This is a genomic window from Polaribacter glomeratus (genome assembly GCF_002954665.1).
Lineage (GTDB): Bacteria > Bacteroidota > Bacteroidia > Flavobacteriales > Flavobacteriaceae > Polaribacter > Polaribacter glomeratus.
This window is the reverse complement of record NZ_MSCM01000001.1, coordinates 1,151,032-1,177,869: the sequence shown is the minus strand read 5'-3', so window position 1 is coordinate 1,177,869 and position 26,838 is coordinate 1,151,032. Positions and strand designations below refer to the sequence as shown.

The following is a 26,838-nucleotide window of genomic DNA, read 5'->3' as shown; positions in this document are numbered from 1 at the left end:
TTTTAATATATAAACTATCTAGGTATTTATATTGTAAAAGAGAATCTTTGGTGTTGGTTATTTTATCATACGCGTTCCAAAAATTTGCGATGTCTGAAGTGATGATGTTTTGGTTTAAGTTTTTAGTTTTGTGATTACATCCAAAGAGTACTAAAACTAAAGGTAAAATTAAATTTTTCATTGATTTATTTTTTTAACTAATTAATTTTAATGTTATAACTAATTTATTCTGTTGGTTCTGCCCAAAATAAAGTTGGGTTATTTGTTATATAATTTAAGCTAATAATTTCTTTTTTTTCATTTAAACTTTTTATTACGTTTGGTTTTTGCTTAAAATAATCTGTAGGTAATAATTCAATATACGTTTTAGTTTTTCCATCTGTTGCTGTTTCAAAGTCGAATTCACTTATTACGGGAGCTTGAATTCGATATAAATTTTTTGCCATATAGGTATCTAGATAATGTTCTTTTGTTTGAGGAATTTTATTATTCCAGTTGGCATCAGAGTTAAGTATTAATGGTTTGTTTAACACTAATCTTTCACGAACTTCCTGTATACTTAACATATTACCATTCTCATCCATTACATATGCTTCAAAAGTTGGGTCAATCCATAACCATTTTTTTAAGTCTTTTGAGTAAACCATGTTAATAACGTGACAATCTTCAAAAACTTCTTCTCTAGGCATACAAGTAATGTACTTTGATTTTATACCCATTGCCAAATAACATTCATTTAACACAATTGCCAACATTCTACAATTAACGCCTCTATCTTCTCTTTTACAAACAGAAATTATATTTTTTGCATTTTGTATTTCTGGATTCTCACTAGAACCATTGTGTTTTATGATATTGTGAACCCAGTGCATTAGGTTTAATATTTTTGAAATTTCATTACCATTACCAGCAATCGAATCTAAATTATATTCTTTGCGTAATTTTACTAAATTTTGATTATCCATTCGTTGATAAATAAATTTAGGGAGTTCTCTTTTATCTTCAAAATTATATTTTTTACCTTTTTTAAGAATTGATAAATAATATGTTTTTAACGGATTTACTAGTATTTTGAATTCTGCGTAATTACGAATATTATCTAAATCAGTATCATTTTTTAAATGTTCGTAATCTATAAATCCTTCATGTATTGCTTTTTTTAGGTATTTTAATGCGTTTTTTTTATCATTTTTTAAGGAGTACATGCATACTAAATTGTACAAATAATCTCGCTTATAAGTGTTAAATGATAAAAATGCCTTCTTGTATTTTGGTGTTAATTTTTTATATTTTTTAAAAACCTCATCCAAAAGTTTTTTATATGTTTTTACGTCATTATTTTTAGTACTGACCATTAATAAACTGTCATGTTCAATAAAAAATGTGTTTAATTCAGATTGTGTTTCTGCTTGTGCTAACAATGTTGTTACACAAAATAAAAATAGATAGCCGAATAATTTATGTAGTTTCATAATATTAAATTTTTATTCATTCTTTTAAATTGGTGTTGGAAAAAGGAATTACTCTAAAAGTTATATAAATATTTTTAATTAATTCTCCAAATTAATTTTATCGGTTTTATCTAAATAAATTATACCATCAAACGCTTTTCCAAGGTCATTTGTTTCAGTTTTACTATTTCTAACATTAGCACCTGCGCCACTCATAGTTGTAAAATCTGAATTTAAATACTCCATCATTTTATTTCCTTCTCTCGCTTTTCGGATATTTACAAAAACATTTGGTTTTCCAAGGGTTTTTAAACATTCGGTAAATGTGTTTTCTAAAACTTTTTTATAACCAAATGTTTCCATTTTCCCATCTTGTGAAAAAGCCAAAAATTCTCCAGTTCCAAAATCTGTTGCAATGTTAAAATATGAGTTTCTATATGTTTTTCTCAATTGATGCCCGGTAACATCTACAATTCCATTACTAACCCAATCTCCAACGTGAGCATTATGTGCCCAGTAAAGTGCTTTGGAAGTATCTCCGTGAAAATTTAAAATCCATTGAATATTTTCGCCCATATAAATATCTCGGAAATCGGCTTTTCGTTGTTCTACATTTTGATTAATAGCTGTTACGAATTGCCCTAAAACTACAATATGATGATATGCCATATTGAATTCTTTTTCAGATGTTTTACTTTTAAATGTATCATAATTGTCAGTAAAATATTTCTTTAATTTAACATAAGAAATATAATAATCTGTTTTTTCACTTTCTTCAATAGTTTGCCATAAGTGTTTTTCAAATCCAACTATTTTATATTCGGAATTAACTATTTCTAAATAATCTCTAATTCTATTTACGTCAGAAAGTACATACTGCATTTCGCAGCCATAAATATAAATTTTATCAGTATTATTCTTGTTATAGTCTCTTAACCAATTCATTAAACTCTTTAGTTCTGTATCTCCAAGTAGAATTATGCTCATTTAAAATGGTGCTTAAATCATCTCTTTTTCCTTGAATATAGTCGTTTAAGTACTGCCCTTCACCAAAACCAGTTTCAAGTACAAAAATCTTAAATCCATGTTTTTCTGACAGATATTTCATTAATTCACTTGCAAGCAATGTAAATTCAGCAGTTCCGTGTGTGTCTTCTCCGTAACCTACAATTCTGATATTATTTAGCGAACTGTCAAGAAAAGAAAAAGAACTGGCTTTGATTTCATTAAATCCAATTGCATATTGATTTAATTTAGAATTACATTGTGAATAACAAGAGAAACTGAATAACAGAAATAGAAAAAATATTAGTTTAAATTTCATGTGTATCGGTTTTTTAAATCTTTTTAAATGAATTTTTAGTACCTTGATAATTCATAATTTATGAAATCGAAATCTAAATAAAATTAAAAAATCATCGTTTTTATTATTCCATCAATACAGATTCTTCCAAATCTGTAAAAGGAAAAATTGTTTTTAATTTGTGATTTGTAACTGGCCAAGATTGTATAATTGTATCTACCTCAAGATTTAATTCTTTAATGATATTATATAATCCAACTTGTCTATTTCTTGCTTTTGTAATAGGACCTTCTCTAGGTATCCAGCATAAATCATCTTGAAACAACAACTTATCTTTGGGGAAATAATATATTAAATAGTCTTTTGTATGTGCAGATTTTTCTCCCATAAAATAAATTTTCATCTCTTTATTTTTTCCTAAAACCAAACTATCTAATATGATTTGCGTTTTTATTTTTTTAGGATTTAGTTGTAAGTTGTCTGGCGAAATGGTATGAGGCGCATTCGCGATATATTCAACATAATTTTTACTAATATCTGTGCATAAGATGGTAGCATCTTGGTAAACAAAAGCTCTTAATCCGCCCAAGTAATGTGGATGATGATGACCAAATACAAAGTATTTAATTGGTTTTAAAGGTGCTATTTTTTTTACTTCAGCAATAATTAATTCTCCGTTTTTTGAATTTATTGGAGCTTCTGCAACAAGAACAAAATCATCTATTTCAACTATCATTACTCTATCATCTGTATGAATTAAATCAATAAAATGTATGTTTTCGTTATATTTGGTAACTTTTATTTCGGGCTTACTTTCTTCTTTTCGTTCTGTTAATTTATAATCTTCTGGTTTTTCTAATAATTTAAAATCATCAGAAATAATTTCTGTTGCCAAAACAGTTACATTTTCTACAATTTTTCCGTTGATATTTTCTATCTCAATGGAAGTTGGGTATGTCAAAAATTCATCAGTAACATATTCCGAATAAATATAAGATGTGGTAACATCTCCATACAATTCATCATAACTCAAATAGCTAATTTTATCAACTAAATTCGTTTTTTTGTTTATGGAGAGTTTGGTTAAATATTTTCCGATTTTTAATGAATAAATAATATTCTCTTTTAATGTTACAATTTTAGTATCTATTTCTTTTTTTATAAAATAATTTAAAACAAATATTGGAGAGTAACGGGCGGTATTAATTATTTTTTCAAAATATAAATCGGTTGTCAAAGGTAACAGTTCCGCATCGCCATAATCTAGAAATAACAAAATCTCATTATTATAAGCTGTTTTTGAAGTATATTTTTGTCCTCTATTATTTATAAGAGTATCTTGTTTTAGAAACGTATTTTTGTTTATCCAAAATTCACCATTTACAGTAAAATTGGTGGTTTGCCAAGGTTCAAAATTATGACCAAGCATTTTATAATCTTCTTTAAAACTAAATTTCACCATCTTTTCAGCGTCTATTTTTGAAAGAATAGATTTGCTAATTTTCAAATCGTCTATGCTTGCACACGATTGAATTAAAACGATAAAAACTATTATACTGAATAGATGTTTCTTCATAATTACGGTTGATGTTTTAAATACTATTGTTGTGACTAGGCTTTATTGTTCTACTATTATTGACTGTCCTTTTGAATTGTCTGCTGAAGTCCATTTCCAACTTTTATGAAGACGGATTTTTCCATTTTCAAGAATTTCGGGTATTGATTTACAAATTCCCGTCATAATTTCGTTTTTATTATTTATGTATTATACTTATATAAGTTGACCTTTGTTAACGGTTTTGTGTATGATTATTTGCGTGGATATGTACATAATTTAGCAAATAGAAACCAAATAGAAAACTGCGAGGAATTTTGTAAGTCAGTTTGCATTTGCCATTAATTATACACGGTATTTTCTATTACTATATTTATTGTTTACTGCAAAATATTTTTTAAAAAATCCTTTTTTATTTAAGAATACAATTAAAAGTATAAATAAAAACTGAACAAACACATTAGCATAATTAAATATCCAGCTTGGGATAGTAGATAGTTCGGTATTGTAAAGTGCTCCTAATTTCCAGTTTGATGATGTACCCATAAATGTAAATCCTATCCAATTTATTCCACTGTGCATACCAATGACTAACCAAATAGAATCTGAGTAATAATAGACTAATGAAAAAATGTATGAAAACATAAAAAGGCTTAGGAAATAACCTATGTTAAAGTCGTTTAGAAATAAGTGTCCTCCAGCAAAAATAAGTCCCATTATTGTAAAAATAATATGTGGATTCATGTGCTTTTTGAGATTCTGAATAGGATAAGCTCTTGTAGCTAATTCCTCAATTAATGAATTCCAAACAACAAAACCAATGAAAAAATAGATATAATAGCCCACATAGGTAAGCAGTGGTACATCTTCTGGAAAAACATTGATAATCGTTACGCTTTCTGCATTTAGGATTAAAATAATATATGTTATAGATACTAAAACAGCGCCAACTAAAAAACCTATTAATGATGGTAACCCAATTTTGCCGCGGAAACCAAGTTCTGATAATCGTTTTTTATGGATGTATTTTTGAGCTAACCAAATAATTATAATTGAACACGCTCCATACAAGAAGAAAAAGAAGATGTTACCAAATGTTACTTTAAAATTTAGTCCTCCATTTCCTTTAAGGTTTATTCCAAATAATTCTGCAATCTTTACTAAAGGCATCATTATACCTACTGAAAATAGTACAACAAGTATTACCACTACAATTTTAACTGCTAAATATTTCTTATATTTTTTTCGAACTAATTTTATCATTTTATAAAATTTAACTTTAAGTATTACTAAAAAACAAAGGTTATCCGGCAATTGATAACCTTTGTTAAAACTAAACTAACTAATTTTAAAAACCTGCCCATGGAGCCCATGAACTTGATCCTTGAGCTTTTTGTGAACTAAAGTTGCAGGTGTACTTGTAATTGAACTTGTTGCAGTTGTGCTTACTTTTGGTGCCACTACGGCTGTTATAACTGCAACCCAATTGATATTGTTAATACCTAAATTACCAAGATTTGAAGAAGAAATAATAATTTTCTCAACATCATTAAAATTTGAATTTGAAGTGAAAATACTATTGATTCCTGTAACAGAAAATGTTTGTGTTTCTGTCGAAACATTGTTCTTAAAATCTTTAACTGATAAATCAAAGTTAAATACAAAACAAGCGAAAACATTGTCGAATCTCATTGATCCAAGATCAACCTCATTTCCACTTGCTGGCTCTATTGGCCATGTTGTCTGGGCAATACGTCTTGAATAAATATGGCTCAATCCTCCACCACCACAACTTCCTTCGGCAGTCCTATAAAAATGATTCGTTGTAGCTCCTCCAAAAAGAGTAAACCAAAATGTTTCACTGTTATTTACAATTCTACAGGGATTTGCAAGTGACTGACCATTAGTATGACCTTGAACATCAGATGTGATCGTTTGTCCTAAACCAGAAAAGACCAATAAAAATATTAAATGAAGGGTCAATAATATTTTTTTTACAATAAAGTAATTAGTTTTTACTTGTTTCATTGGTTTTGTTTTTAAACAAGAAGTAATTTCTTATATTTTTAACCTTTAGGCACTATTAAATATTAATTAACGTACATTTTTTTAATATAAGTCCCTTTATCAAAGTCCAATTTTAAAATATAAATACCCTGTGTTAAAGAAGCTATCGCTATTTTACCTTCTTTCCCTTTTGCAACTTTAACACCAGAAATGTTGTAAAGTGTGTAGTTTTGTAGTTTTACAGCATCAGAAAAAATTACATTGATGGCATTTTTTGTTGTGATTACTTTTATGCTATTGTCTAACTCAAAATTTGAAGTGCTTAAAGTTGATACTGAATTAAAACCTGTCCATAACGCACCAGTATTTGTAACATAAACTCCTTCTGTATTTGGTGGTATATTCAAATCTATACTACTTCGATTAATATTAAAACTATCATTATTACTACCAGTAGTGATACTAGCAGGAGTTATTCCTAATGCGGTAACACTAGTTAAAGGATTATTTTGAAAAGTTCTAACACCAATATTTGTTACGCTACTAGGTATGATAATGTCTGTTAATTGATTATTTTGAAAAGCATAAGAACCAATGTTGGTAAGATTGTCAGATAGTATAACACTTGTTAAATTATTATTTATAAAAGCTTGCGAACCAATATTTGTTACACTGTTTGGTAGAATTACGCTAATTAAATTATTACTTAAAAAAGCAGAATTACCAATACTAGTTACACCATCTGGAATGGTAATCGTTTCTAAATTATTGTCTCGAAAGGCATCATCACTAATTGTAGTAATATTATTGGAAAGAGCAACCGTTTCTAATAAGTTACTACTAAAAACCTGATTTCCAATACTTGTAACACTATTCGGTATTACTACCGTAGTTAATAGATTTCCTCTAAAAGCACTTTGCCCAAGTGTTGCAAGACTATTTGGGAAAGAAATTGATGCTATTTGATTATTCATAAATGCTTGTGAACCAATATCAGTAAGACTAGTACCAAGAGTAAGATTTGTAATTGCATTACCAAAAAAGGCATTAAAACTAATATCAATTACTCCATTTCCAATAACAACATCTGTTAATTGGTTACCACTAAAAGTACCAGCTTGAATACTAGTTACATTATCAGGAATAATAATACTGGTTAAGTTATTATTGGAAAAAATACCTTGTTTGATAATTGTTACATTATCAGGAATAATAACACTTGTTAAACTATTATTAGAAAAGGCATAATTTCCGATACTTGTTACATCTGCAGGAATAATAACACTTGTTAAATTATTATCTGAAAAAGCTAAATTACCAATGTTGGTTACACTAATTGGAATTGTAACATTTGTTAAATTTTTACTTAAAAAAGCACTACTTTGAATTTCTGTAACACTGTAAGTTGTAGCATTTGCATTTTTTGATTTTGATGACGATTTTCCTGAAGCTGCCACAGTTACTGATGTAGGTATTGTAACAACTGCTCCTCCTGCCATATTATAATCTGAAACTCGTACTTTATTTGGAGATGTAGAAGCAACAGTATAGGTTATGTTGTTTTGAACAAATGTTTGTGAATACCCAATTACAGATATGAATAATGCAGTTAAAATAAGTAGTTTTCTTTTCATGATTTTGAATTGATTTGTTTAATTATTTAAATCCAAAAATATTTAAAAACTGCCTTCAATAGGTTATTAAATAGGTTGTTTGTGACAAACACCCCATGAAATAGTGATGAATATTTTATTCAATAAAACAAAAAAATAAGGATAATAAAAAGTTGACTGCTATAATTAATTTAATGGAAAAAGAAGACCACATTCAATAACTGTGATTGTAAAAGAGGAATTATTAAAGGTATCATAATAAAGGAAAGTAAACTGATATAATAAGTTTGGTTAAAATTGAATATGATCTAATTGCTTTAAATAGGTTTCTCCTACAGGAATAATATGTTCTTTAATAGTTACCGTGTTTTTAGATTTACTTGTAACTTTATCAATACGAATAATATAAAAACGATGCACTCTTAAGTATTCAAAAGCATCTGGAGTAGTCGTAATAAAATCGCCAATTTTACAACGTATTGTGTAGCTTTTATCTAAAGTTATAATATCTAAATAATTACCAGAAGATTTTATATAACAAATCTCTTTAGTAAGGATTTTTACATCTTCGCCATTCATTCTAATTTCTATATAGGTTTCTCCATTTTTTAGTTTTTGTATTATCAAACGAATAAATTCTCTAATAATATCTTTATTGTAAGTTAACACACGTATTTTAAAAAAGAGATATATAAACCCACTAAAAACTAAAAAGCATAACGTATAAAACCACCAAGAAACCCAAAAAGGAGGTTTTATAATAAATGGATATTCTAATTGTTCTTCCGAATAGCATTTACTACCCAAACATGCTCTAATTTGAAAAGTATAATTACCATGCTTTAAATTTGGAAAACTAATCGTTCTATTTTTGGTAACACTCCATTTGTTGTCAATTTCTTTTAGTCGATAATGATATTCTAAATTAGAATTATTTCCAAATGAAATTCCTTCCACAAAAAAGGTTATTTTATTTTCAGTATAATTTAATTTTGGATACTCGCTATACGTATAAATTACATCATTAATTTTTACTTCTTTTATTTTTAAATAAATACTGTCAGACTTTTTAGCATCTAAAATACTTTTTGGCATATAACACAAACCATCTTTGGTAGCAACAAATAGTGTATCATTAATAACTTCTACATCTTCTACTTCATTGCTTAATAAACCACTGTTTTTATCAATATAAGTTATTGAAAACCCTTTATTATTAAAAACAATTCTATTTAAACCTTTATTGGTGCATGCTAAAATGGTGTTGTCATTTTCTATATATATTTCATTAACAATATCACTTGTTAATCCTTCTTTTGTAGTAATGTTATATATTTTTTCTCCATAAACGACAACGCCAGCGCCTTGTGTAGCAATAAACAATACATTACCGTCTGAAGTAACATCTATATCATCTGATCTAAAACCTAATAATTTTGATTCAGCTGATAATGCAACTAAACGACCTTTCATTTTTTTAAAAATGCCAGAATGTGTAGCTAATAAAGTATCTTTTTTCCATAAGCTTACATCTAGTATTCGTTTATCAAGAAAAAAATCTTTCTGTTTACTTATCTCGTAAAAACCAGATGAATAACTTTCAAAAACAGTTCCATTTAAAGTAGGTTCAGAGATTTTAAGGGCATAAAATTCTACGGAAAGTTTTTTATTTATTAAAAGTTGATTGTTAAAAATAGTATATGTTTTATCAAAAATAGAATCATATTCAACAATTGCAGGTGGAAATATAAGCTTTGCTTTTTTAAAATTAAATGATTTGTTTACTTGTAATTCGGCAAAATCGCCATTATAATATCCTATTAATAATTGGTTGTTTTTTTTAACTAAAGAGTTAATATGAAGAGAAACGTTAGTATTTTGTGGCTGTAGAAAAATTATTGAAGGTTTTTTTACATAATAAACTCCAGAGTTTAAGGTTGTAAACCAATAGCCACCCTCATTATCTATTAGAAAATTTGTAACCGATTTGTCTTTTAAATATTCTTGTTTAACATCACCTTTATTGTTTATTATTTTAGCTCCACCATAATGATATCCTACAAAGAAACGAGTACTATCTATTACTTTTAATCTTAAAGGTTCGCCGCTATTTTTAATAGCGATAACTGTTTTATCACTATTTATAATTTTAACGGAAACTCCATCCATAAAAACAGCTTTTTTATTTGGTATTAGATAAACAGCTTGGTGGTGATTTTTTTTTTGTTGAATAGTTGAGAAATTTTTCTCTATTGTATTTTTTCCTAAAGTTAAAAAATAAGAATCTCCATTTTTAAAGTTTTTATTTAAAACAATGTGTTTGTGCGGTGTTATTGAGTCATAAAAATTTTTATTGGTGTATTTTCGTTCAATGGTGCCATTATTTTTTATTAATAATTCACCATTTATGTTATCACCTCCAAGATAAATGGTTTTAAATTTATCAATACTTACACTTTTTACAATGGCTTTTATTTTTAACTCTTTAGCCATAATGTTGTTATGCTTATAAAGTTTAAAACCACTAAATTTTTCATTAAAATAAAAAAGTGCTCTACTATTGTTGCAATATCCCCAAATTTCTCCATTTTCTAGGGGATAAAAACGCAATACTACATTGCCTGGTAATCCGTCAGAAGTATCAAAATTTTCAAACTCATAGCCATTATATCGAGAGATACCTTTATCTGTAGCAAACCAGATATGTCCATTTTTAGTTTGACAAATATCATAAATTTGTGAACTTGGCAAGCCTTCATCTACACCAAAATGTTGGTAAATTGGTTCTTGTGAATAGCTTGTTTGATTTATAATCAATAAAATAAAATAAAAAGAAAATAGGGAAACTTCAATTTTGTTTTTTAACAAAAGTAGCATTATTTAAATTTTAATTGGTTTTAGTCCATATATATTCGTCACTATTATACATGCTTTCGTCACTAAATGTTTATTTATGTTGATTTTTATCTAATAAATTAATCAAAATTCTTAAAAAATATACAAAACGTTTTAAAAGTATTACAGCCGTAATTAGTACAATTTTAATAAATTATTACCTACTTTTTAAACACTTAAATTGTAAATTTAATTTTTTAGAGTCAATTTAAGTAATTGCTCGCTATAAAACTTAATAAAAGTATCTTTGCACAAAATTAAGAAACAATGTCAACATTTTCTGCATTAGGAATACGTAAAGAATATATACAGTCAATTAAGGAGTTAGGGATTTCTACACCTTCAGAAATTCAAGAAAAAACCATACCAATTTTATTGCAATCGGAAACCGATTTTATTGGTTTGGCGCAAACAGGAACAGGAAAAACAGCTGCTTTTGGTTTGCCAGTTTTACATCACATTGACACAAACGAAGCAAATATTCAAGCATTAATTTTATCGCCAACTAGAGAATTGGTGCAACAAATTAAGAAACAACTTTTTAAGTTTACGAAATATAATGAGGAGAAAATTTTTATTGAAGCTGTTTTTGGTGGAGAAAAAATTGATCGTCAAATAGGTAATTTAAAGAGAACAACCCATATCGTTGTTGCAACTCCAGGAAGATTAATTGATTTAATAGAGCGCGGTAGTATCGATATTAGCCATGTAAAAACAGTAATTTTAGATGAGGCTGACGAAATGCTTAGTATGGGATTCAAGCAAGATTTGAACAGAATTTTAAAATTCACTACAGAATCTAATAGAAAAACTTGGTTATTTTCGGCTACGATGCCAGAAGAAATTAAGAAAATTATTAAAACATACATGGATGCTAACGCACCAAGAGTTGAAATTAATAGAAATTCTTTGGTAAATGCAAACATCAGACATCAATTTGTAAAAACAACTATAAAGGAAAAAGCTGCCGATATTATTACGTATTTAGTAAAAAGAGAAGCAAGTAGGGGCATTATTTTTTGTAGAACAAAAGCAGGTGCGCAAAATTTAGCAGCGCACTTAATTGAAGAAGGCTTTTCTGCAGCGGCTTTAGAAGGCGATATGCAACAAAAAGAGCGCGATAAAGTAATGCGTGCCTTTAAAAATGAAAGTTTACAATATTTAATTTCTACGGATGTTTCTGCACGTGGAATTGATGTGAGCGGATTAGAATTTGTAATTCATCATCAATTACCAGAACAATTAGAATATTACACACACAGAAGTGGTAGAACTGCAAGAGCAGGTAAAACAGGAACTTCTTTAGCTTTTATTTTACCTTATGAATTAGAACGCATACAAGAAATTCAATCAGAATTAAATATTAAATTTACAGAAGTTACCGTTTAAAATGGATGTTATTTATGTTATTGATATTTTAGGAACCTTTGCGTTTGCCGTAAGTGGCGCTTTAGTTGCCTTAGATAAAAAATTTGATATGTTTGGTGTACTTATCATTGCCTTTGTTACAGCTGTTGGTGGCGGAATGTTGCGGGATGTTTTAATTGATGCACACCCTATAAACTGGATTGGAAATTTAAATTATTTGTACACAATTTTTACTGCGGTTGTTTTTACTTTTCTTTTTAAAAGCAAAATTGCTCATTTAAGTAAAACAATGTTTTTGTTTGATACCATTGGTATTAGTGTATTTACGTTATTAGGTTTAGAAAAAGGATTAGCTTTTGATTTACATCCTATTATTGCATTAATAATGGGGATGATATCTGCAGTTTTTGGTGGTGTTTTGCGCGACGTATTAACGAATAATGTTCCGTTAATTTTTGAAAAAGAAATTTATGCTTCTGCTTGTTTAGCGGGCGGAATTATATATTTAATTTTAAATTATTTTAAGGTAGACCAAAATATAAACTTTATTATCTCTGCATCGGTGGTTGTATCTATCAGAGTCGTTGTTGTTAGGTTTAAGTTAGAATTACCAAAAATTAAAGATGACATTTTTGGTAAAACATAAAAAAAGTGAAGCTAAGCTTCACTTTTTTTATGTTTATAATTAAAAAACTTAATTTACATCTTTCAATAATTCCTTTATAGACCTTAATAATTGTTGATCGATTCCTTTGTCTACTTGGCCTGGCATGTTTTTTACTCTAATCATTGGTTCTGTTTGATTGTTTTCCATCCATTCTCCTGCTTTATTTTTTGCGCTTATAGGCACAACTCCCCAATAAGAACCGTTAGGCAAACCTTCCCAACCAGCAAAACTACAAGTTCCAGGAACAGGCATTCCTACCGTTTTACCAATTTTTAAATCGGTATAACCAGAAGCATAACAATGTCCATCCGAATACATGCTTTCATTAAAAATAGAAAGTGTTGGTTTCGTATAACGAGAAGTAGGTTCGCCACCCACAACTTTTGCTTCTGTTGCATAGGTTATAAAAGGAATTCCGGTAAAAAACATCGCTAAATCAGCGACTAAATCACCACCGCCATTAAAACGCGTATCTACAATTACTCCTTTTTTTTCTGAATATTTGCCCATCATATCTTGATAGATACTTCTGTAAGGAGCATCACTCATTCCAGGAACATGCACATAACCTAATTGACCGTTACTTAAACTATCAACTTCTTTTTCGTTAATTTTTATCCATCTTGTATACAAAAGACGATTTTCTTCGCCTAAAGAAATCGGTTTAATTGTAATTGTTTGCTCTTTTTTAGTTTTTGGATTTACAATTTCTAGTAACATAAACGCATCCGTTTTTCTATTTAAGTAAGTAGCAACATCTTTATTTTTAGCTACAAGAACGCCATCAATTTTAGTGATGATACTTCCTGGTTTAATATCAAACTTTGCTTTATCTAAAGGTCCACCAGCAATAACTTCTTCAATTAAAATTCCGTCATCTTTAAAATTATAATCCATAAAAATAGCAAGGGAAGAAGTTTCATCTCCGTTTAAGACGTTTGTTCCTCTAAAGCCAGCACCAGCATGAGAAACATTTAATTCTCCTAACATTTCTGATAAAAGTTCAGAAAACTCATGACCATTTCCAATGTGTGGTATGTATTTTTGATATTCATTTTTCATGTTCTCCCAATTGATTCCATGAAAATCTGGATGATAAAAAATTGCATTTGTACGCAACCAAACGTGGTCGAACATTGCTTGAATTTCTGCATTTTCATCAAATTCAATCTCACTTTTAATTTCTACAGGCTTACTTTCGCTTTTATCAAGATTTAATTTTGTTATTTTTCCACTACTTAAAAGATACAGGTTTTCCATTTTTTGATCCCATTCTAAACTTCCTGAAGATGCATTTAACTTCATGACCATTTTAGTTTCTTTTGTTCTTAAATCGGTGCTCCATAAGTTTGATTTTTCTTCAAAACTTGCTAAATAATATAATAAATCACCTTTTTTAGAAAGTACTGCATCGCCTAAATCAGAAGAATGAATCGTTAACCTTTTTGTTCGGTCTTTCATATGCTCCCAATCAAATTCTAAAGGTTTCACTTTCTTTTCTTCGTCTTCTTTGTCTTTTTCATCCTCTTTTTTATCTTTTTTCTTTGAACTTTTGTTATCCTTTTTTTCTTTCTCTTTTTTCTTTTTTTCGTCTTCTTTAATGGCTTCCATTAATTTAAAATCTTCATCACTCAAATCAAATTCATCCCAAGCATCTTGTGTAAAAAACATAGCATATACATCATTTTGAGATTCTCCACTAGTTGCATAAGATTTTAAACCGTTTCTGTTACTAAACCAGATCATTTGTTTACCGTCATTTACCCATTTTGGTTGCCCGTCATAATAACCACTTTCATTTAAATTTACTCGTTTAGAACCATCTGCGGCCATTAATAAAACTTCGCTATTACTTAACGTTTTTCCCCAATCTACTAATAACCACTTACTATCTGGGCTCCATGTAAAGTATTTGTCTCCATCGCTCATGTGAAATAAATCATCAGGAGTTAACAGAATGGTTTCTTTTTTTGATGCTAAATCGATCACTTTTAGCGTTCTTCTACCTTCAATAAATGCTATTTTTTTTCCGTCAGGTGAATATTGCGCTAAATAATTATCAACCTTATTTTCTAGTATTGGTTCCTCTTTTAATAGGGTTGCTGCATAGAAGAAAGGTTCTTCTGCTCTAGCTTTTTCGGTTTTGTATACACTCCATTTTCCATTACGCTCACTGCTATACACCACAGATTTTCCTTCTGGACCCCAAGAAACAAAACGTTCGTTTTCTGGCGTGTTAGTAAGTCTTTTTGTAAATGATTTATCCACAGAAGTTACAAAAACTTCACCTCTTGCTATAAACGCAATTTCATTTCCGTTTGGTGAAACAGCCATTTCATTAATTCCGCCGTTTACAGAAATAAATTTCTCTGAATTTTCTTTATCCTGAGTAATTATATTCACAGTAACTTTTTTAGGTTCAGTACTTTTTGTCATTGTGTACAATTCACCGTCATATCCAAAAGAAATAATTCCTTTACCCACACTTAGAAAACGAATAGGATGTAATTTAAAATTTGTTAATTGTTGGTCTTGCTTCGGATTCTCTAATGAAAGTTCATGAACATTAAAAGTGCCATTTTTTTCACTTAAATAGTACATACTTTTTTCGTCTTCACTAAAAACCGGTTGTCTATCTTCTGCGTTATGAGAAGTAATCATTGTATGGTTTTTTGATTCTGTGTCATACAGCCAAATATCTCTAGTAATCGAAGATGTATGATGTTTTCTCCATTCATTTTCGCCTCCTTTTTTATCCTGATATAACATTTTTGTACCGTCTTTTGAAAACTGAACATATTCAGCAGGAATTGTTAAAAGTTGATGGACTCTGCCAGATGTAACAGGAACACTGTATAGTTCAGTTTGAGAGCCATGAGGATATTGCCTATGGTTTGCAGTATCTTGTCTTAATGCACCAAAAACAACTTCTGTATCATTTTTAGTAAATGAATACGGATGTTCGTCGTTTGAATGGAAGGTTACTCTAGTTGCATTGCCACCATTTGAATTCATTACAAAAACATCAAAATTACCATATCTATTGGATGAAAAAGCCAGTTTAGAACCATCTTTACTCCAAACAGCTTCATAATCGTGCGCACTATGAAATGTTAGTTGTTGGGCGTTACCGCCAGAAGTATTTACTTTATATATGTCTCCTTTATACGTAAAAGCAATTTCTTTTCCATCGGGAGATATCGAAGAATGTCTCATCCATTTTGGAGAATTTTGTCCAAAAAGTGTAAACGAAATGAGTGTAAATAAATAAAAGATTGGTTTCATAAGTACATAATTTTTACTAAATTAATCAATTGAATTGAAATACTAATTTGTAAATTAAAAATAAAAAAATGAAGGCATTAGTTTTTGAAAATTTCTCTAATTTTAAGTTGATGATTGGCAAAGAATTACCAACAGGAAATTGGTATACAATTACCCAACAAATGATAAATGATTTTGCAAACGCTACTTTAGATAAACAATGGATTCATGTCGATGAAGTTAGAGCAGAGAAGGAGAGCCCTTTTAAAACAACCGTGGCGCACGGGTTTATGTCCGTTTCTATGATTTCTAAATTATTAGAAGAATCGTTTTCTATTAAAAGTGTAAAAATGGGCTTGAATTACGGATTAAACAAAGTGCGTTTCCCAAATCCTGTTCCTGTAAACAGTGAGTTAAGAATGCATACAGTTGTTAAAGAAATTGAAGATTTAGCGAACAACGGAATTAAAGTAACTTTTTCTTGTATTATAGAAATTAAGGGGCAAGAAAAACCTGCCTGTGTTGCAGAGTTTTTAGCTGCTTTATTTGAATAAAGGAAAGCTGTAAATTGCAGCTTTCTATTATTTTGGTATTAACTTAGTATTCCGTCATCGGCACATTTCTTTGTAAACCAATACAGAAACATTGCGAATAAAGGAATTATGATGAGCATAGAATACTCAATAGAACTATACAACTCTCTTCCTGGGTTTAGAAATATATTATAAGTAGTTTGAACTATAACCGCAATTAAACCTATCAAAAAGAATGTTTTTGCTAATTTTTTTCTCAATAAAAACAAAATAGAAGCGATTACAGAAGAAAAAACGGCAATTGCAAAAGCAGCTGTAACCCAAGACGGTAAATTGAAAATAATTTCTAATTGTTTTTGAGTGTACATCGTTTTAAAGCGTTCTGTTTGATATGCTTGATTTAAATAACCATCTATTCCCATAGAATTCCAGATGAACGCAATAACTCCTATTATCCAGAATAAAGTACTTGGTTTGTTTGTATTTGTAGTCATAATAAAATAGTTAAAAATTTATTTGATCAATTAAAAGTAATCAAAAAAACTTGTGTAATTACAAAATGTAAAGTATATTTGTCATTATATAAAATAAACTTGTCTAATTGTAAAATAAATCAAGATGTTAAAAGAATCAATTTGTGAAAGAGAAAGAAGTCAATTAGAAAAAATGAATAAATTTCAGTTGACATATCAGTTTAAAAAAGTGGGATATAGTATTGCTATTGGTACATTTATAGCAATGATTGCCCGCAAGTATTTAGAAGATTCAGAATGGCTACGACCAATTTTACATGGTATTTTATTAATTGGGTTGCTTTTAATATCTGTATCCAAAGAAAAACTAGAAGATGAATTTATAGTTAGTTTGCGATCGCAATCGTATCGATTGGCTTTTATTATGGCTATTGTGTATTCTTTAGCACAACCTTTAGTTAATTTTGGTGTGGCCTTTTTATTCAACCAAAATGAAGAAGCAAAGTCTTTTGATTATTTTCAAGTACTATTTTTTATGCTAATAGTGCAACTATTATTTTTTTGGAAGCTAAAAAGAATGAATAAATAAGATGAAAAATACTCTAAAAGTACAGCGAGCAATTTTAGATATTACGCAAGATGATTTGGCAAAAAAAATTGGTGTTTCTAGGCAAACTATTAACTCTATTGAAAAAAACAGGTATGTACCATCAACAGTTTTAGCATTAAAATTATCTGAAACTTTTAAAATTTCTGTAAACGATTTTTTTACGCTAGAAGAGGGTGACTAAGATTTTAAAGAATCGAATACTTCTTTCGAATAAACATAATGTTCGCAAAGAGAACCGAAAGCTATTTTTATCTAGCATAAATAAAAAGCAAGTTTACAGTTATAACCTAGCTACTATTACATTTTTTTTTCTTCTTTAAAATTGCTATTTTATTCAGAAATAGAAATTACAGCTGCTTTAAATAAATCTGCCTTTGAATTAAAGAACGAGTTTTCTAAAACAATAGCCTTTAACTTTGTTTCTATCAATTTAGATTCACGATAATTTACCAAAAATAAAGAGCTTTCTCCTAGAAAAAATTTACGTTCTTCTGCGCGCAACAATGTGCTGTAATCTCTAACTATATTTGTTAAAAAATCGCTCTGTACAACAAACGAAGACAGTTCTTGTTGTAAAGCATCTACCTTATTTTTGATGTTTACTTTTGTTGCTTCATTTTCATAAGTGGCATCTTGTAATTTAATTTTGGCTAGTTTAAAATCGCCTCTTTCCTTTCTTAAAAATAAAGGTAATTTAAAATTGATTCCGGCTTTGTAATTATCAACATTTAACGAATTTGATACTCTTGGAGTTTGCGTTAAAAAATTATATTGAACATCTAATTGTGGCAATAAGTTGTTCATTTTTAGTTTTCTATCTATATTTAAACTTTGAATTTTATATTCTAAAGATTTTATCTTCGGATGATTATTGATGTCAAAATCAGCATTATTAAACAACGCAATATTAAAAGTTACATCAATAGAATTTAAGGTCTGCACATTAGGTATAATATGATCTTGTAATTCAACAGGTGTATTATCATTTAGCCATAAAAAATTAGAAATTTCTAAAGAAGCTTTTATTAATTTAATACGTGCTTTTTCTAAGTAAAGTTTTCTTTCGTTTAAAGTTATACCAGCTTCTAAGGTATCAATTGCAGGTTTAGCGCCTTCTGTAAAAGCTCTTTTTGTTCCGTTAAAACGGATTTCTGCATTGCCTAAAAAGTCTTGATATACTACTTTTTCGTTATAGGTTTGTAGCCAATTAAAATAAGTTAAAGAAGCGTTGTATAAAATTTCATTTACCAATATTTGCTGATCTTCTTTTGCCTGATTTAAAAAGAATTTTGCTTGTTTTAAAGAAGCCATTCTTTGGTTTATTAAAAAGCCTTTTAATAAAGAAGCAGATACACCAGCCGCATATAAACCATCTGTTGGTACAGTTGCCTCAGGATTTAAAAAAGCACCCTCATTATTTTCAAAGTTTGCTTTAAACTCTACACCATAATAGGTTGGTATTTTAAAAGCGCCATTTAATTGATTGTAATATTCTTTTTCCTTGAATTCTTTTTTATCAAAATCTACCTCAATTTTTGGGTCAAAAGCGCCTCTTGCTTTAAGTAATTTAGCTTCGCTAGTATTAATGACCAAATTTGCTTGTTTTACAATAGGATGGTAGGCTTTGACATAGCCTAAATACTCAGACAAAGTCATTACAGATTCAACTTTTTCTTGTGATGTAAGCTTTGCAAACAGTAATAAAAAAAGAATTAAAATATACTTTTTCATTTTTTAATAATCTAAATATGGATTCTTTTTTATTTCTTTTTTGAATCTGATTTACCCGACTTTGCTTTTTCTGGCTGATAATAGTTAGGAGGGAAGCTGTTTAGTTGTCTCCATAATTCATACCAAATTGGCACATCTTCTAGTAATGCTATAGTTCTTGCACCAGAGCCAACTCTAACTTCTGGCCATGTATGATCATCGTTATCTGGAGATAATAATATTCTATATTTACCATTATCACTAATAAATCTTTCTATGGCAATTACTTTTGCACCATACGTTCCGTAAGAAACATTTGGCCATCCAGAAAACACAATCGCGGGCCAACCATCAAATTGTACACGTACTTTTTCGTTAATATGTAAAAGCGGTAAATCGATAGGTCTAACAAAAGTTTCTACAGCCAGATCATATTTAGAAGGCATAATACCAACTAAATCTTCACCTTCTTTAAAAGTACCACCAATTCCGCCTTTTATTGCTTTATTAATATATCCATTTTGCGGAGCAGTAATGTATAAAAGACTATTTCTAATTATGTAATTACTATTGCTATTTTCTAATTTAGAAACCTGAGCTTTTGCATCAAATCCGCTAGATTGGGCTGTAAATTTATCACTTTGTGCTTTAGAAATTTTATCAGCATACGTAGCACTTACGGTAGAAATTTCAACTTTTGCATTGATAATCTCATTTTTAGCAGCTAATAACTTGTTTTCTTGTGATATTAATTTTGCTTGAGTTTCTTGCAATTTTAAGCGTTTTTCTTCCACATCTTTAACGGCCATTAACCCTTCATTTTGCAAAGTCTGTGTACGGTTAAATTGGCTTTCTGCAATTTTGATATTTGTTTTAGCAGCTTCAAAATCAATACTATCACTTTTTGCTTTTAATTTAGATTGCAAAAGTTTATTCTTAGCTTGCTCTAACTTTAATTTCATTTCTTCATTTAAAGCTGCTATTTGCCTATTTAAAGCATCTTCTTTATATTGATATGAATCTACAGAAGAAGTTTTGGCGTTAATTTGCTCGTTTGTTCTTTCTATCAACTTATTATCAAAATATTCACTTTTAATTTCAGAAATTCTTAAAATAGTATCTCCTTTTCTAACATGGTCACCTTCTCTAACAAACCATTGCTCAATTCTACCCGGAATTTGAGATTGTATTGTTTGTGGTCTTTGTTCTGGTGTTAAGGTGGTAACTAAACCATTTCCTGTTATATTTTGTGTCCAAGGTAAAAAGAGTACAACTAAAACGAGCACTGCAAACACCAATAAAAACTTGTTAAAGGACTTGTAATAATGTTTGCTAAAAATTAATTTACCAGATTTATAGGCTTTTAAATCTACTGTTTTGTTTAACTGATTGTTAGAAATATTTAACATCGCTTATTTAGTTTATAGATTTAATTTTACCTTTTTCTAACGTAATTATTTGAGTACATTTTGTTTTCCAACTTTTTTTACTACTCGTAACAATTAACGACCAAGGTCTTTCTGGAGCTGTTAAATAGCCAATTATTTCGACAGTTTCTGCTAAATTAAATTGATCTAAAGGATCTTCTAAAATCATTATTTTTGGTTGCTTAATAATTGCTCTTGCTAAAATTAATTTTTTAGAAATAGTATAGGACATTTGTTTCCCTTCTGGATTTAAAATGGTTTCTAAACCATTTACCTGTTCTTTTAAGAAAGCACTTAAGCCAACAATTTTTAATGCTTCGAAAATTATATCATCTTGTACCGCTTTGTTTCCAAAAACTAAATTCTCTCTAATGCTTCCTTCAAAAGGTGTTTCTTCAGACATTGATAAACCTAGTTGAGACCTGTAATGGTTAAGATGTAGACTTTTTAAAGATAAATTATTTACATAAATATTACCAGCTGTTGGCTCTATAACGCCAGATATTAATCGCATTAAACTAGATTTACCAGCGCCACTTTCTCCTCTAATTAATATTCTACTTTTTGCATTAATCTTTAAAGAAACATTTTTTATAATAGCTTTTTCTCTATTTTCTACTTTATAAGAAACATTATCTAACTCAACAATTAAATCTTCTTTAAAAAGTGGTCTTTCTCCTTCTTGTGATTCTATTTCTTTATCTACAACTTGACCTAATTTTTCTATGGATGTTAAAACATCATAAAAAGATTCTAAACCAATAATCAGTTTTTCTACAGATCCTATTACCAATAAAATAATAATCTCAGCAGCAACAAATTGACCAATATTCATTTCTTGGTTCAATACCAAAGCACCACCTATTAGCAGTAAACTTGCAGTTACAATTACCTTAAAACCAATCATTTGCATGAATTGCAAAATTAATATTTTAAAATGATTTTCTCTAGCCTGTAAATATTTACTAACTAAATTATCGTTTTTAGACATTGCTAAATTGGTGTTTCCAGAAAGTTTAAAACTAACCACAGTTCTAGCAACTTCTTGAATCCAGTGTGCAACTTTGTATTTTAACTTAGATTCTATTAAACTAGTTTCTAGTCCTTTTTGTGCTGTAAATTTAAAAACGATGTAGATTAACATCAGTAAAAGAATACCAAAAATGATAAAAAAGGGATGATAAAATGATAATAAAATTAACGCAAAAATAATTTGCAATAAAGCGGTTGGTACATCTATTAAAATTTTTGACAATCCTTTTTGAATTGTTAGTGTATCAAAAAAACGATTTGCCAATTCTGGAGGATAATAATTGCGTAATTCGTTCATTTTTATTTTTGGAAAACGGTAACTTAATTCAAAAGAAGCTCTTGTAAAAATTCTTTGCTGAATGGTTTCTATTATTCTTAGCTGCATTAATTGTAATGCGCCAGAAAAGATAACCCCAATCGTTACTAAAACGACTAAAACAACCCAAGACGTAGATATTTGTGCGCCTTGAATTAAGTTTATAATTGCCTGTATACCAAGCGGTAGGGATAAAGATACAAGTCCGCCAAAAACGGCATAATAAAATATCTGAAAAATGTCTTTCTTTTCTAATCTTAATAACCCAACTAAACGCTGCCAAGGAGTTATTTGTTTTCTTTCCATAATTAATTTAATGTGTTGTTTACTAAATATATAAAAAATTTAGTTGGTGTTTCTTCATTTTTGCAATTTGTGATTGAAGGAAAATGCTCGCGCAAAAAATGCTGATGCAAACCACCTTCTATAATTGTACTAGCTAAACTTAAACCATATTTAAAGTCTGGTTTAACAGCAAGAATCATTTGGTCTAATCTAGCAATTAAACGTTTATAAATTTCAAAATAACCTTCTTTATTTTCGGTATCTACTTCTTTGGTTAAGAAAGATTTAGAACTTTCGTTTACAATAATTTTATACAATAAAGTTTCATTGATATGAGAAAAACTACTGTCTTCTTCGATGGTTCTAGTAAGGATGGTAATTGCCTTTTCTAGCTTTTCATTGGTATTTGCAATGCTAAATGTTTCAATTACTAATTGATACTCTAACCAAGCCCAATACCAAGAAGATAAATATAAAAGCAATTTATGTTTGCTTTCAAAATATCTGTAAATAGAACTTTCATTCGAGCCAATTTTTATCCCTAATTTTTTAAAAGTAAAATTCTCAAAACCAATTTCAGTAATTAATATGATACCTTGTTCTATTATTCTTTTTCCTAATTCTGATGTTTCTGGATCTTTGATAAAAATTTTATCGGGCACAGAAATCTTTAATGCAGACAATAAGTCTTTCATTTTAAAAATATTTAATCACAAATATAATAGTATTACTATTATTGATTAGCAAAAAAACTATTATTTAAAGTTTATTTAACATAAATTATAATAAATTAATAAAAATATCTTTTTAAAATATTATCTTTGTACGCAATAAGACAGAATACATTTCACATTAAACAAGTTAAAAAAGTTTGATTTTGAATTTCGGTTAAGTATTTTATCTTACCAAAATATTAATTTAAAACAGTAGTATATATTAATGGCAAAATCGCAGCAAACATTTAGTAAAAGTGAAAAAGAAAAAAAACGTTTAAAAAAACGTTTAGATAAGCAAAAGAAAATGGACGCAAGAAAAGCGGACAAAGATGAGCATGGATCAACTGGAATACAATTTGCATATGTAGATCATAATGGAAATTTATCTGATACTCCACCAGATCCAGATTTAAAAGTAGAGTACGAGCTAGAAGATATTCAAATCTCTGTAACTAAAAAAGAAGATTTACCAGAAGAAGACCCAGTTAGAAAAGGAAAAGTTTCTTTCTTTGATTCATCTAAAGGTTTCGGTTTTATTATAGATCTAGAAAATAATGAAAAATATTTTACGCACATCAGTGGTATTATTGATGAAATTATAGAAAACGATAAAGTTTCTTTTGAGTTAGAAAAAGGAATGCGTGGTTTAAATGCTGTAAAAGTAAAAAAAATATAGAGAACTAAACTATCTCTTAAAGTTAAAAAATCCTATCCTTTTAAATAAGTGATAGGATTTTTATTTTTATGATGGTTTAAGAATTGTAATATTCCATGCTTTCAATAATTAATTCTTCGGGCACTTTACAATCCAATTTAAAATCTTCGTAATCGTTTAAAAGCACAAAGTTTACCTGGCCATTAACGTTCTTTTTATCATGTTTTAATAAATCCATAATAGCCGTAAAATCTTCTTTTAACAGTATTGTTTTAGTATAAATAGATACGATTGTTTCTTTAACTTCGGCTACTTTTTCTTTTGGGAAATTTAATAATTTTGAAGACATAAAACACTCGCAAACCATACCAATGGCAATTGCCTCGCCGTGCGTTAAATTATCTTTGTTTTCAGATTCTAGGTAAAAAGATTCTATTGCATGCCCTAAAGTATGTCCAAAATTTAGAATTTTACGTAAGTCTTTTTCTTTTGGATCTTTTAAAACTACTTCATTTTTAATTTCTACAGCTCTAAATATTAAATCATTAATTTTTAAATTTTTGTTATTTTTTATTTCATTAAAGAGTTTAACATCATAGGTAATACCATATTTAATAATTTCGGCTGTTCCAGATTTAATTTCTCTCTCATTAACGGTTTCTAAATAAGAAGTATCAACCAAAACCATTTCTGGGTTTGCAAATAAACCAATTTGGTTTTTTAACACGCCTAAATCAACACCTGTTTTTCCTCCAACAGAAGCATCAACCATAGATAATAAGGTTGTAGGTATGTTTATAAAATCAATTCCGCGTTTAAAACAAGAAGCTACAAAACCTCCTAAATCAGTTATAACTCCGCCACCCAAGGTAATTAAAACACTTTTTCGATCTCCGCCTAACTCTGTAATTGCGTTCCAAACACCAATACAAGTTTCTATATTTTTATTGATTTCTCCAGATTCAATTTCTATAACTTCAATTCTCTTATCCGTAGCTAAGTTGGGTATAAATTTTGGGTAACAGTGTTCAAAAGTATTTTCATCTACTAAAATAAAAATAGTTGAGTAGTTATTTTTAGCAATCAAATTAGAAAGATCTTGATAACTTTGACTATGAAAATGAACTGGATATGTTACTGCTTCAATGGTTTTCATTTGTAAGTTTATTGAGTTTGCAAATTAAAAATAAATATTTGAATTATACAGCCTCAACCATTATCTTTGTAAAGAATAAAAATTTATATTTATGAAACTTTTTGATAACACAGAAGTTGCTTTTGCTTTAAAAACTGATTCACAGCTAGAACGTGCGTATTTTCTATTTAGGATGATACAAAACCAACCAATGGTTAAAATAGGTAGCGCAGTTACAAATTTTGCTTTAAAGGTGCATTTACCTATAGAAGGCTTAGTTCGTTCTACCGTTTTTGATCATTTTTGTGGAGGAGTTAATGAAGACGATTGTATGCCAATTATAGATAATATGTACACGAACGGAAACGTTCATAGTGTTTTAGATTATTCTGTGGAAGGTAAAGACGAAGAAATTAGTTTTGATGGTGCATTAGAAAAGATTTTAAAAATTATTGACTTTTGCGAAGCTAAGAAATCGATACCGTATGCTGTTTTTAAACCAACAGGATTTGGACGTTTTGCCTTATATGAAAAAGTATCTGCAGGAAAATCGCTAACAGATGATGAGAAAGCAGAGTGGAAAAGAATCGTTGCTCGTTATCATAAAGTATGTCAAGTTGCTGTAGAGAAAGACGTTCCTTTATTAATTGATGGAGAAGAAAGCTGGATGCAACATTCTGCAGATATCTTAATTGAAGAATTAATGGAAACGTATAATAAAGAAAAAGCCATTGTTTTTAATACGCTTCAAATGTATAGACATGACAGAATGGAGTATCTAAAAGCATTGCATGAAAAAGCAATAGCTAGAGGATTTCATATTGGTATGAAAGTAGTACGTGGTGCATACATGGAAAAAGAAAGAGCTAGAGCTGAAGAAAAAGGATATCCGTCTCCAATTTGTGCAAACAAAGAAGCGACAGATAAAAATTACGATGCTGCCACTAAATATATGATAGAAAATCCTAACATGGCATTATTTGTTGGTACACACAACGAAGAAAGTTCTTATTTAGTAATGGAATTAGCAAAAAAACATAATATCGCAAAAGATAACAGTAATCTTTGGTTTGGTCAGTTATTTGGTATGAGTGATCATATTAGCTACAATTTGGCAAACGAAGGTTATAACGTTGCTAAATATTTGCCATTTGGCCCAGTTAGAGATGTTATGCCTTATTTAATTAGAAGAGCAGAAGAAAACACATCTGTAGCCGGACAAACAAGTAGAGAGTTGAACCTCTTAAAAACGGAACGTAAACGCAGAAAACTATAATGCCCAAAGTACCTAAAGTAGAAGACATTAAAATACTATTAAGGAGAAATAAGAAAAGCTTATTGCAAGAATTAAGACAAAGCAAAGAAGCGATGAGTTTAATTAAAAAATCTACACGAACTAGTTTAACAGATTTAGAAAAAGATAAAATTAAAATTCATTTATTAGATATTTGCAAGTCTGTGCCAGCATTAGCTATTTTTTTACTTCCAGGAGGAACTTTATTATTACCTATTTTAATAAAATTAATTCCTGATATATTACCATCGGCATTTAGAGATCAAGAAAATTAATTCAATAGCCTACCAAATTTGGTAGGCTATTTTATATTTTAGAAACTAAATTCTGATTAGCAACTGTTTCAAAAAAAAATTAAAAAATATATTTTCTTGGCTGCTTGTCACTATAAATATACTGCCATTTAAGGCAGCAATTTTAGTACTTCTTTCCATGTAAATAGCCAGTATTAAAGAATGTAAATCAGAGAATCGCTTAATTTTCTTTGTGCTTTAAGAACATTAATTTAAACAACCTTCGCCTTTTATCT

22 protein-coding genes and 2 pseudogenes are annotated in these 26,838 nt (G+C 28.9%); 8 read left to right on the top strand and 16 right to left on the bottom strand.

Annotated elements, in window-relative coordinates:
- The 9 genes and pseudogenes from BTO16_RS17555 to BTO16_RS04960 all read right to left on the bottom strand — a co-directional run.
- Positions 1-181: pseudogene (locus BTO16_RS17555) on the bottom strand (hypothetical protein); the annotation flags it as partial.
- Positions 182-224: 43 nt separating this feature from the next.
- Entirely contained in the window at positions 225-1,472 is a 1,248-nt protein-coding gene (locus BTO16_RS05000) for a TPR end-of-group domain-containing protein (RefSeq protein WP_211298198.1), read from the bottom strand.
- Positions 1,473-1,550: 78 nt separating this feature from the next.
- Positions 1,551-2,559 (bottom strand): annotated as a pseudogene (locus tag BTO16_RS04995) (erythromycin esterase family protein).
- A gap of 319 nt (positions 2,560-2,878) precedes the next feature.
- The gene (locus BTO16_RS04985; protein ID WP_146105344.1) at positions 2,879-4,330 is read right to left on the bottom strand and encodes an MBL fold metallo-hydrolase; all 1,452 of its coding nucleotides are present in this window, start codon (positions 4,328-4,330) and stop codon (positions 2,879-2,881) included.
- A gap of 42 nt (positions 4,331-4,372) precedes the next feature.
- Complete coding sequence (locus tag BTO16_RS17955) at positions 4,373-4,495, bottom strand: hypothetical protein (protein WP_262503030.1); 123 nt, start codon at positions 4,493-4,495, stop codon at positions 4,373-4,375.
- 159 nt (positions 4,496-4,654) lie between these two features.
- Complete coding sequence (locus BTO16_RS04975; protein ID WP_105020534.1) at positions 4,655-5,572, bottom strand: CPBP family intramembrane glutamic endopeptidase; 918 nt, start codon at positions 5,570-5,572, stop codon at positions 4,655-4,657.
- Positions 5,573-5,647: 75 nt separating this feature from the next.
- On the bottom strand, positions 5,648-6,292 hold the full coding sequence (locus BTO16_RS04970; RefSeq protein WP_146105343.1) for a hypothetical protein: 645 nt from the start codon (positions 6,290-6,292) through the stop codon (positions 5,648-5,650).
- 107 nt (positions 6,293-6,399) lie between these two features.
- Positions 6,400-7,950 (bottom strand): leucine-rich repeat domain-containing protein, encoded by a 1,551-nt coding sequence (locus BTO16_RS04965; RefSeq protein ID WP_105020532.1) that lies wholly within the window; start codon positions 7,948-7,950, stop codon positions 6,400-6,402.
- Positions 7,951-8,220: 270 nt separating this feature from the next.
- Positions 8,221-10,806: a ligand-binding sensor domain-containing protein gene (locus tag BTO16_RS04960; protein WP_105020531.1), complete on the bottom strand. Its 2,586-nt coding sequence runs from the start codon at positions 10,804-10,806 to the stop codon at positions 8,221-8,223.
- A 285-nt stretch (positions 10,807-11,091) separates the two neighbouring features.
- Here BTO16_RS04960 and BTO16_RS04955 point away from each other — a divergent pair, with 285 nt between their 5' ends.
- Entirely contained in the window at positions 11,092-12,213 is a 1,122-nt protein-coding gene (locus tag BTO16_RS04955) for a DEAD/DEAH box helicase (RefSeq protein WP_105020530.1), read from the top strand.
- Between the two features lies 1 nt (position 12,214).
- The gene (locus BTO16_RS04950; RefSeq protein ID WP_105020529.1) at positions 12,215-12,838 is read left to right on the top strand and encodes a trimeric intracellular cation channel family protein; all 624 of its coding nucleotides are present in this window, start codon (positions 12,215-12,217) and stop codon (positions 12,836-12,838) included.
- Positions 12,839-12,886: 48 nt separating this feature from the next.
- Here BTO16_RS04950 and BTO16_RS04945 read toward each other — a convergent pair whose 3' ends face one another.
- Positions 12,887-16,144: a S41 family peptidase gene (locus BTO16_RS04945; RefSeq protein ID WP_105020528.1), complete on the bottom strand. Its 3,258-nt coding sequence runs from the start codon at positions 16,142-16,144 to the stop codon at positions 12,887-12,889.
- 68 nt (positions 16,145-16,212) lie between these two features.
- On the opposite strand from BTO16_RS04945, the gene BTO16_RS04940 reads away from it, so the two are divergent.
- Positions 16,213-16,677, top strand: a complete 465-nt coding sequence (locus BTO16_RS04940) for a MaoC family dehydratase (protein ID WP_105020527.1) — start codon at positions 16,213-16,215, stop codon at positions 16,675-16,677.
- 38 nt (positions 16,678-16,715) lie between these two features.
- On the opposite strand, the gene BTO16_RS04935 is transcribed toward BTO16_RS04940, so the two are convergent.
- Positions 16,716-17,150, bottom strand: coding sequence for a hypothetical protein (locus BTO16_RS04935; RefSeq protein WP_105020526.1), 435 nt, complete (start codon positions 17,148-17,150; stop codon positions 16,716-16,718).
- A gap of 124 nt (positions 17,151-17,274) precedes the next feature.
- On the opposite strand from BTO16_RS04935, the gene BTO16_RS04930 reads away from it, so the two are divergent.
- A complete protein-coding gene (locus tag BTO16_RS04930) occupies positions 17,275-17,718 on the top strand; it encodes a hypothetical protein (protein ID WP_105020525.1) in 444 nt (147 codons plus the stop codon).
- A 1-nt stretch (position 17,719) separates the two neighbouring features.
- A complete protein-coding gene (locus tag BTO16_RS04925) occupies positions 17,720-17,920 on the top strand; it encodes a helix-turn-helix transcriptional regulator (protein ID WP_105020524.1) in 201 nt (66 codons plus the stop codon).
- A 149-nt stretch (positions 17,921-18,069) separates the two neighbouring features.
- Here BTO16_RS04925 and BTO16_RS04920 read toward each other — a convergent pair whose 3' ends face one another.
- From BTO16_RS04920 to BTO16_RS04905, 4 genes are read right to left on the bottom strand one after another with little or no spacing between them, the layout of a single operon-like run.
- Positions 18,070-19,470 (bottom strand): TolC family protein, encoded by a 1,401-nt coding sequence (locus tag BTO16_RS04920; protein WP_105020523.1) that lies wholly within the window; start codon positions 19,468-19,470, stop codon positions 18,070-18,072.
- Between the two features lie 29 nt (positions 19,471-19,499).
- Positions 19,500-20,858 (bottom strand): HlyD family secretion protein, encoded by a 1,359-nt coding sequence (locus BTO16_RS04915; RefSeq protein ID WP_105020522.1) that lies wholly within the window; start codon positions 20,856-20,858, stop codon positions 19,500-19,502.
- Positions 20,859-20,865: 7 nt separating this feature from the next.
- A complete protein-coding gene (locus tag BTO16_RS04910; RefSeq protein WP_105020521.1) occupies positions 20,866-22,530 on the bottom strand; it encodes a peptidase domain-containing ABC transporter in 1,665 nt (554 codons plus the stop codon).
- A 2-nt stretch (positions 22,531-22,532) separates the two neighbouring features.
- The gene (locus BTO16_RS04905) at positions 22,533-23,204 is read right to left on the bottom strand and encodes a TetR/AcrR family transcriptional regulator (protein WP_105020520.1); all 672 of its coding nucleotides are present in this window, start codon (positions 23,202-23,204) and stop codon (positions 22,533-22,535) included.
- 244 nt (positions 23,205-23,448) lie between these two features.
- Here BTO16_RS04905 and BTO16_RS04900 point away from each other — a divergent pair, with 244 nt between their 5' ends.
- The gene (locus BTO16_RS04900) at positions 23,449-23,901 is read left to right on the top strand and encodes a cold-shock protein (RefSeq protein WP_105020519.1); all 453 of its coding nucleotides are present in this window, start codon (positions 23,449-23,451) and stop codon (positions 23,899-23,901) included.
- 76 nt (positions 23,902-23,977) lie between these two features.
- Here BTO16_RS04900 and aroB read toward each other — a convergent pair whose 3' ends face one another.
- Entirely contained in the window at positions 23,978-25,036 is a 1,059-nt protein-coding gene (gene aroB, locus BTO16_RS04895; RefSeq protein ID WP_105020518.1) for a 3-dehydroquinate synthase, read from the bottom strand.
- Between the two features lie 91 nt (positions 25,037-25,127).
- On the opposite strand from aroB, the gene BTO16_RS04890 reads away from it, so the two are divergent.
- Both BTO16_RS04890 and BTO16_RS04885 read left to right on the top strand, forming a co-directional pair.
- Complete coding sequence (locus tag BTO16_RS04890) at positions 25,128-26,291, top strand: proline dehydrogenase family protein (RefSeq protein WP_105020517.1); 1,164 nt, start codon at positions 25,128-25,130, stop codon at positions 26,289-26,291.
- Entirely contained in the window at positions 26,291-26,584 is a 294-nt protein-coding gene (locus BTO16_RS04885) for an LETM1 domain-containing protein (RefSeq protein ID WP_105020516.1), read from the top strand. The genes BTO16_RS04890 and BTO16_RS04885 overlap by 1 nt, the downstream gene beginning before the upstream one ends.
- The last annotated feature ends 254 nt before the right edge of the window (positions 26,585-26,838 follow it).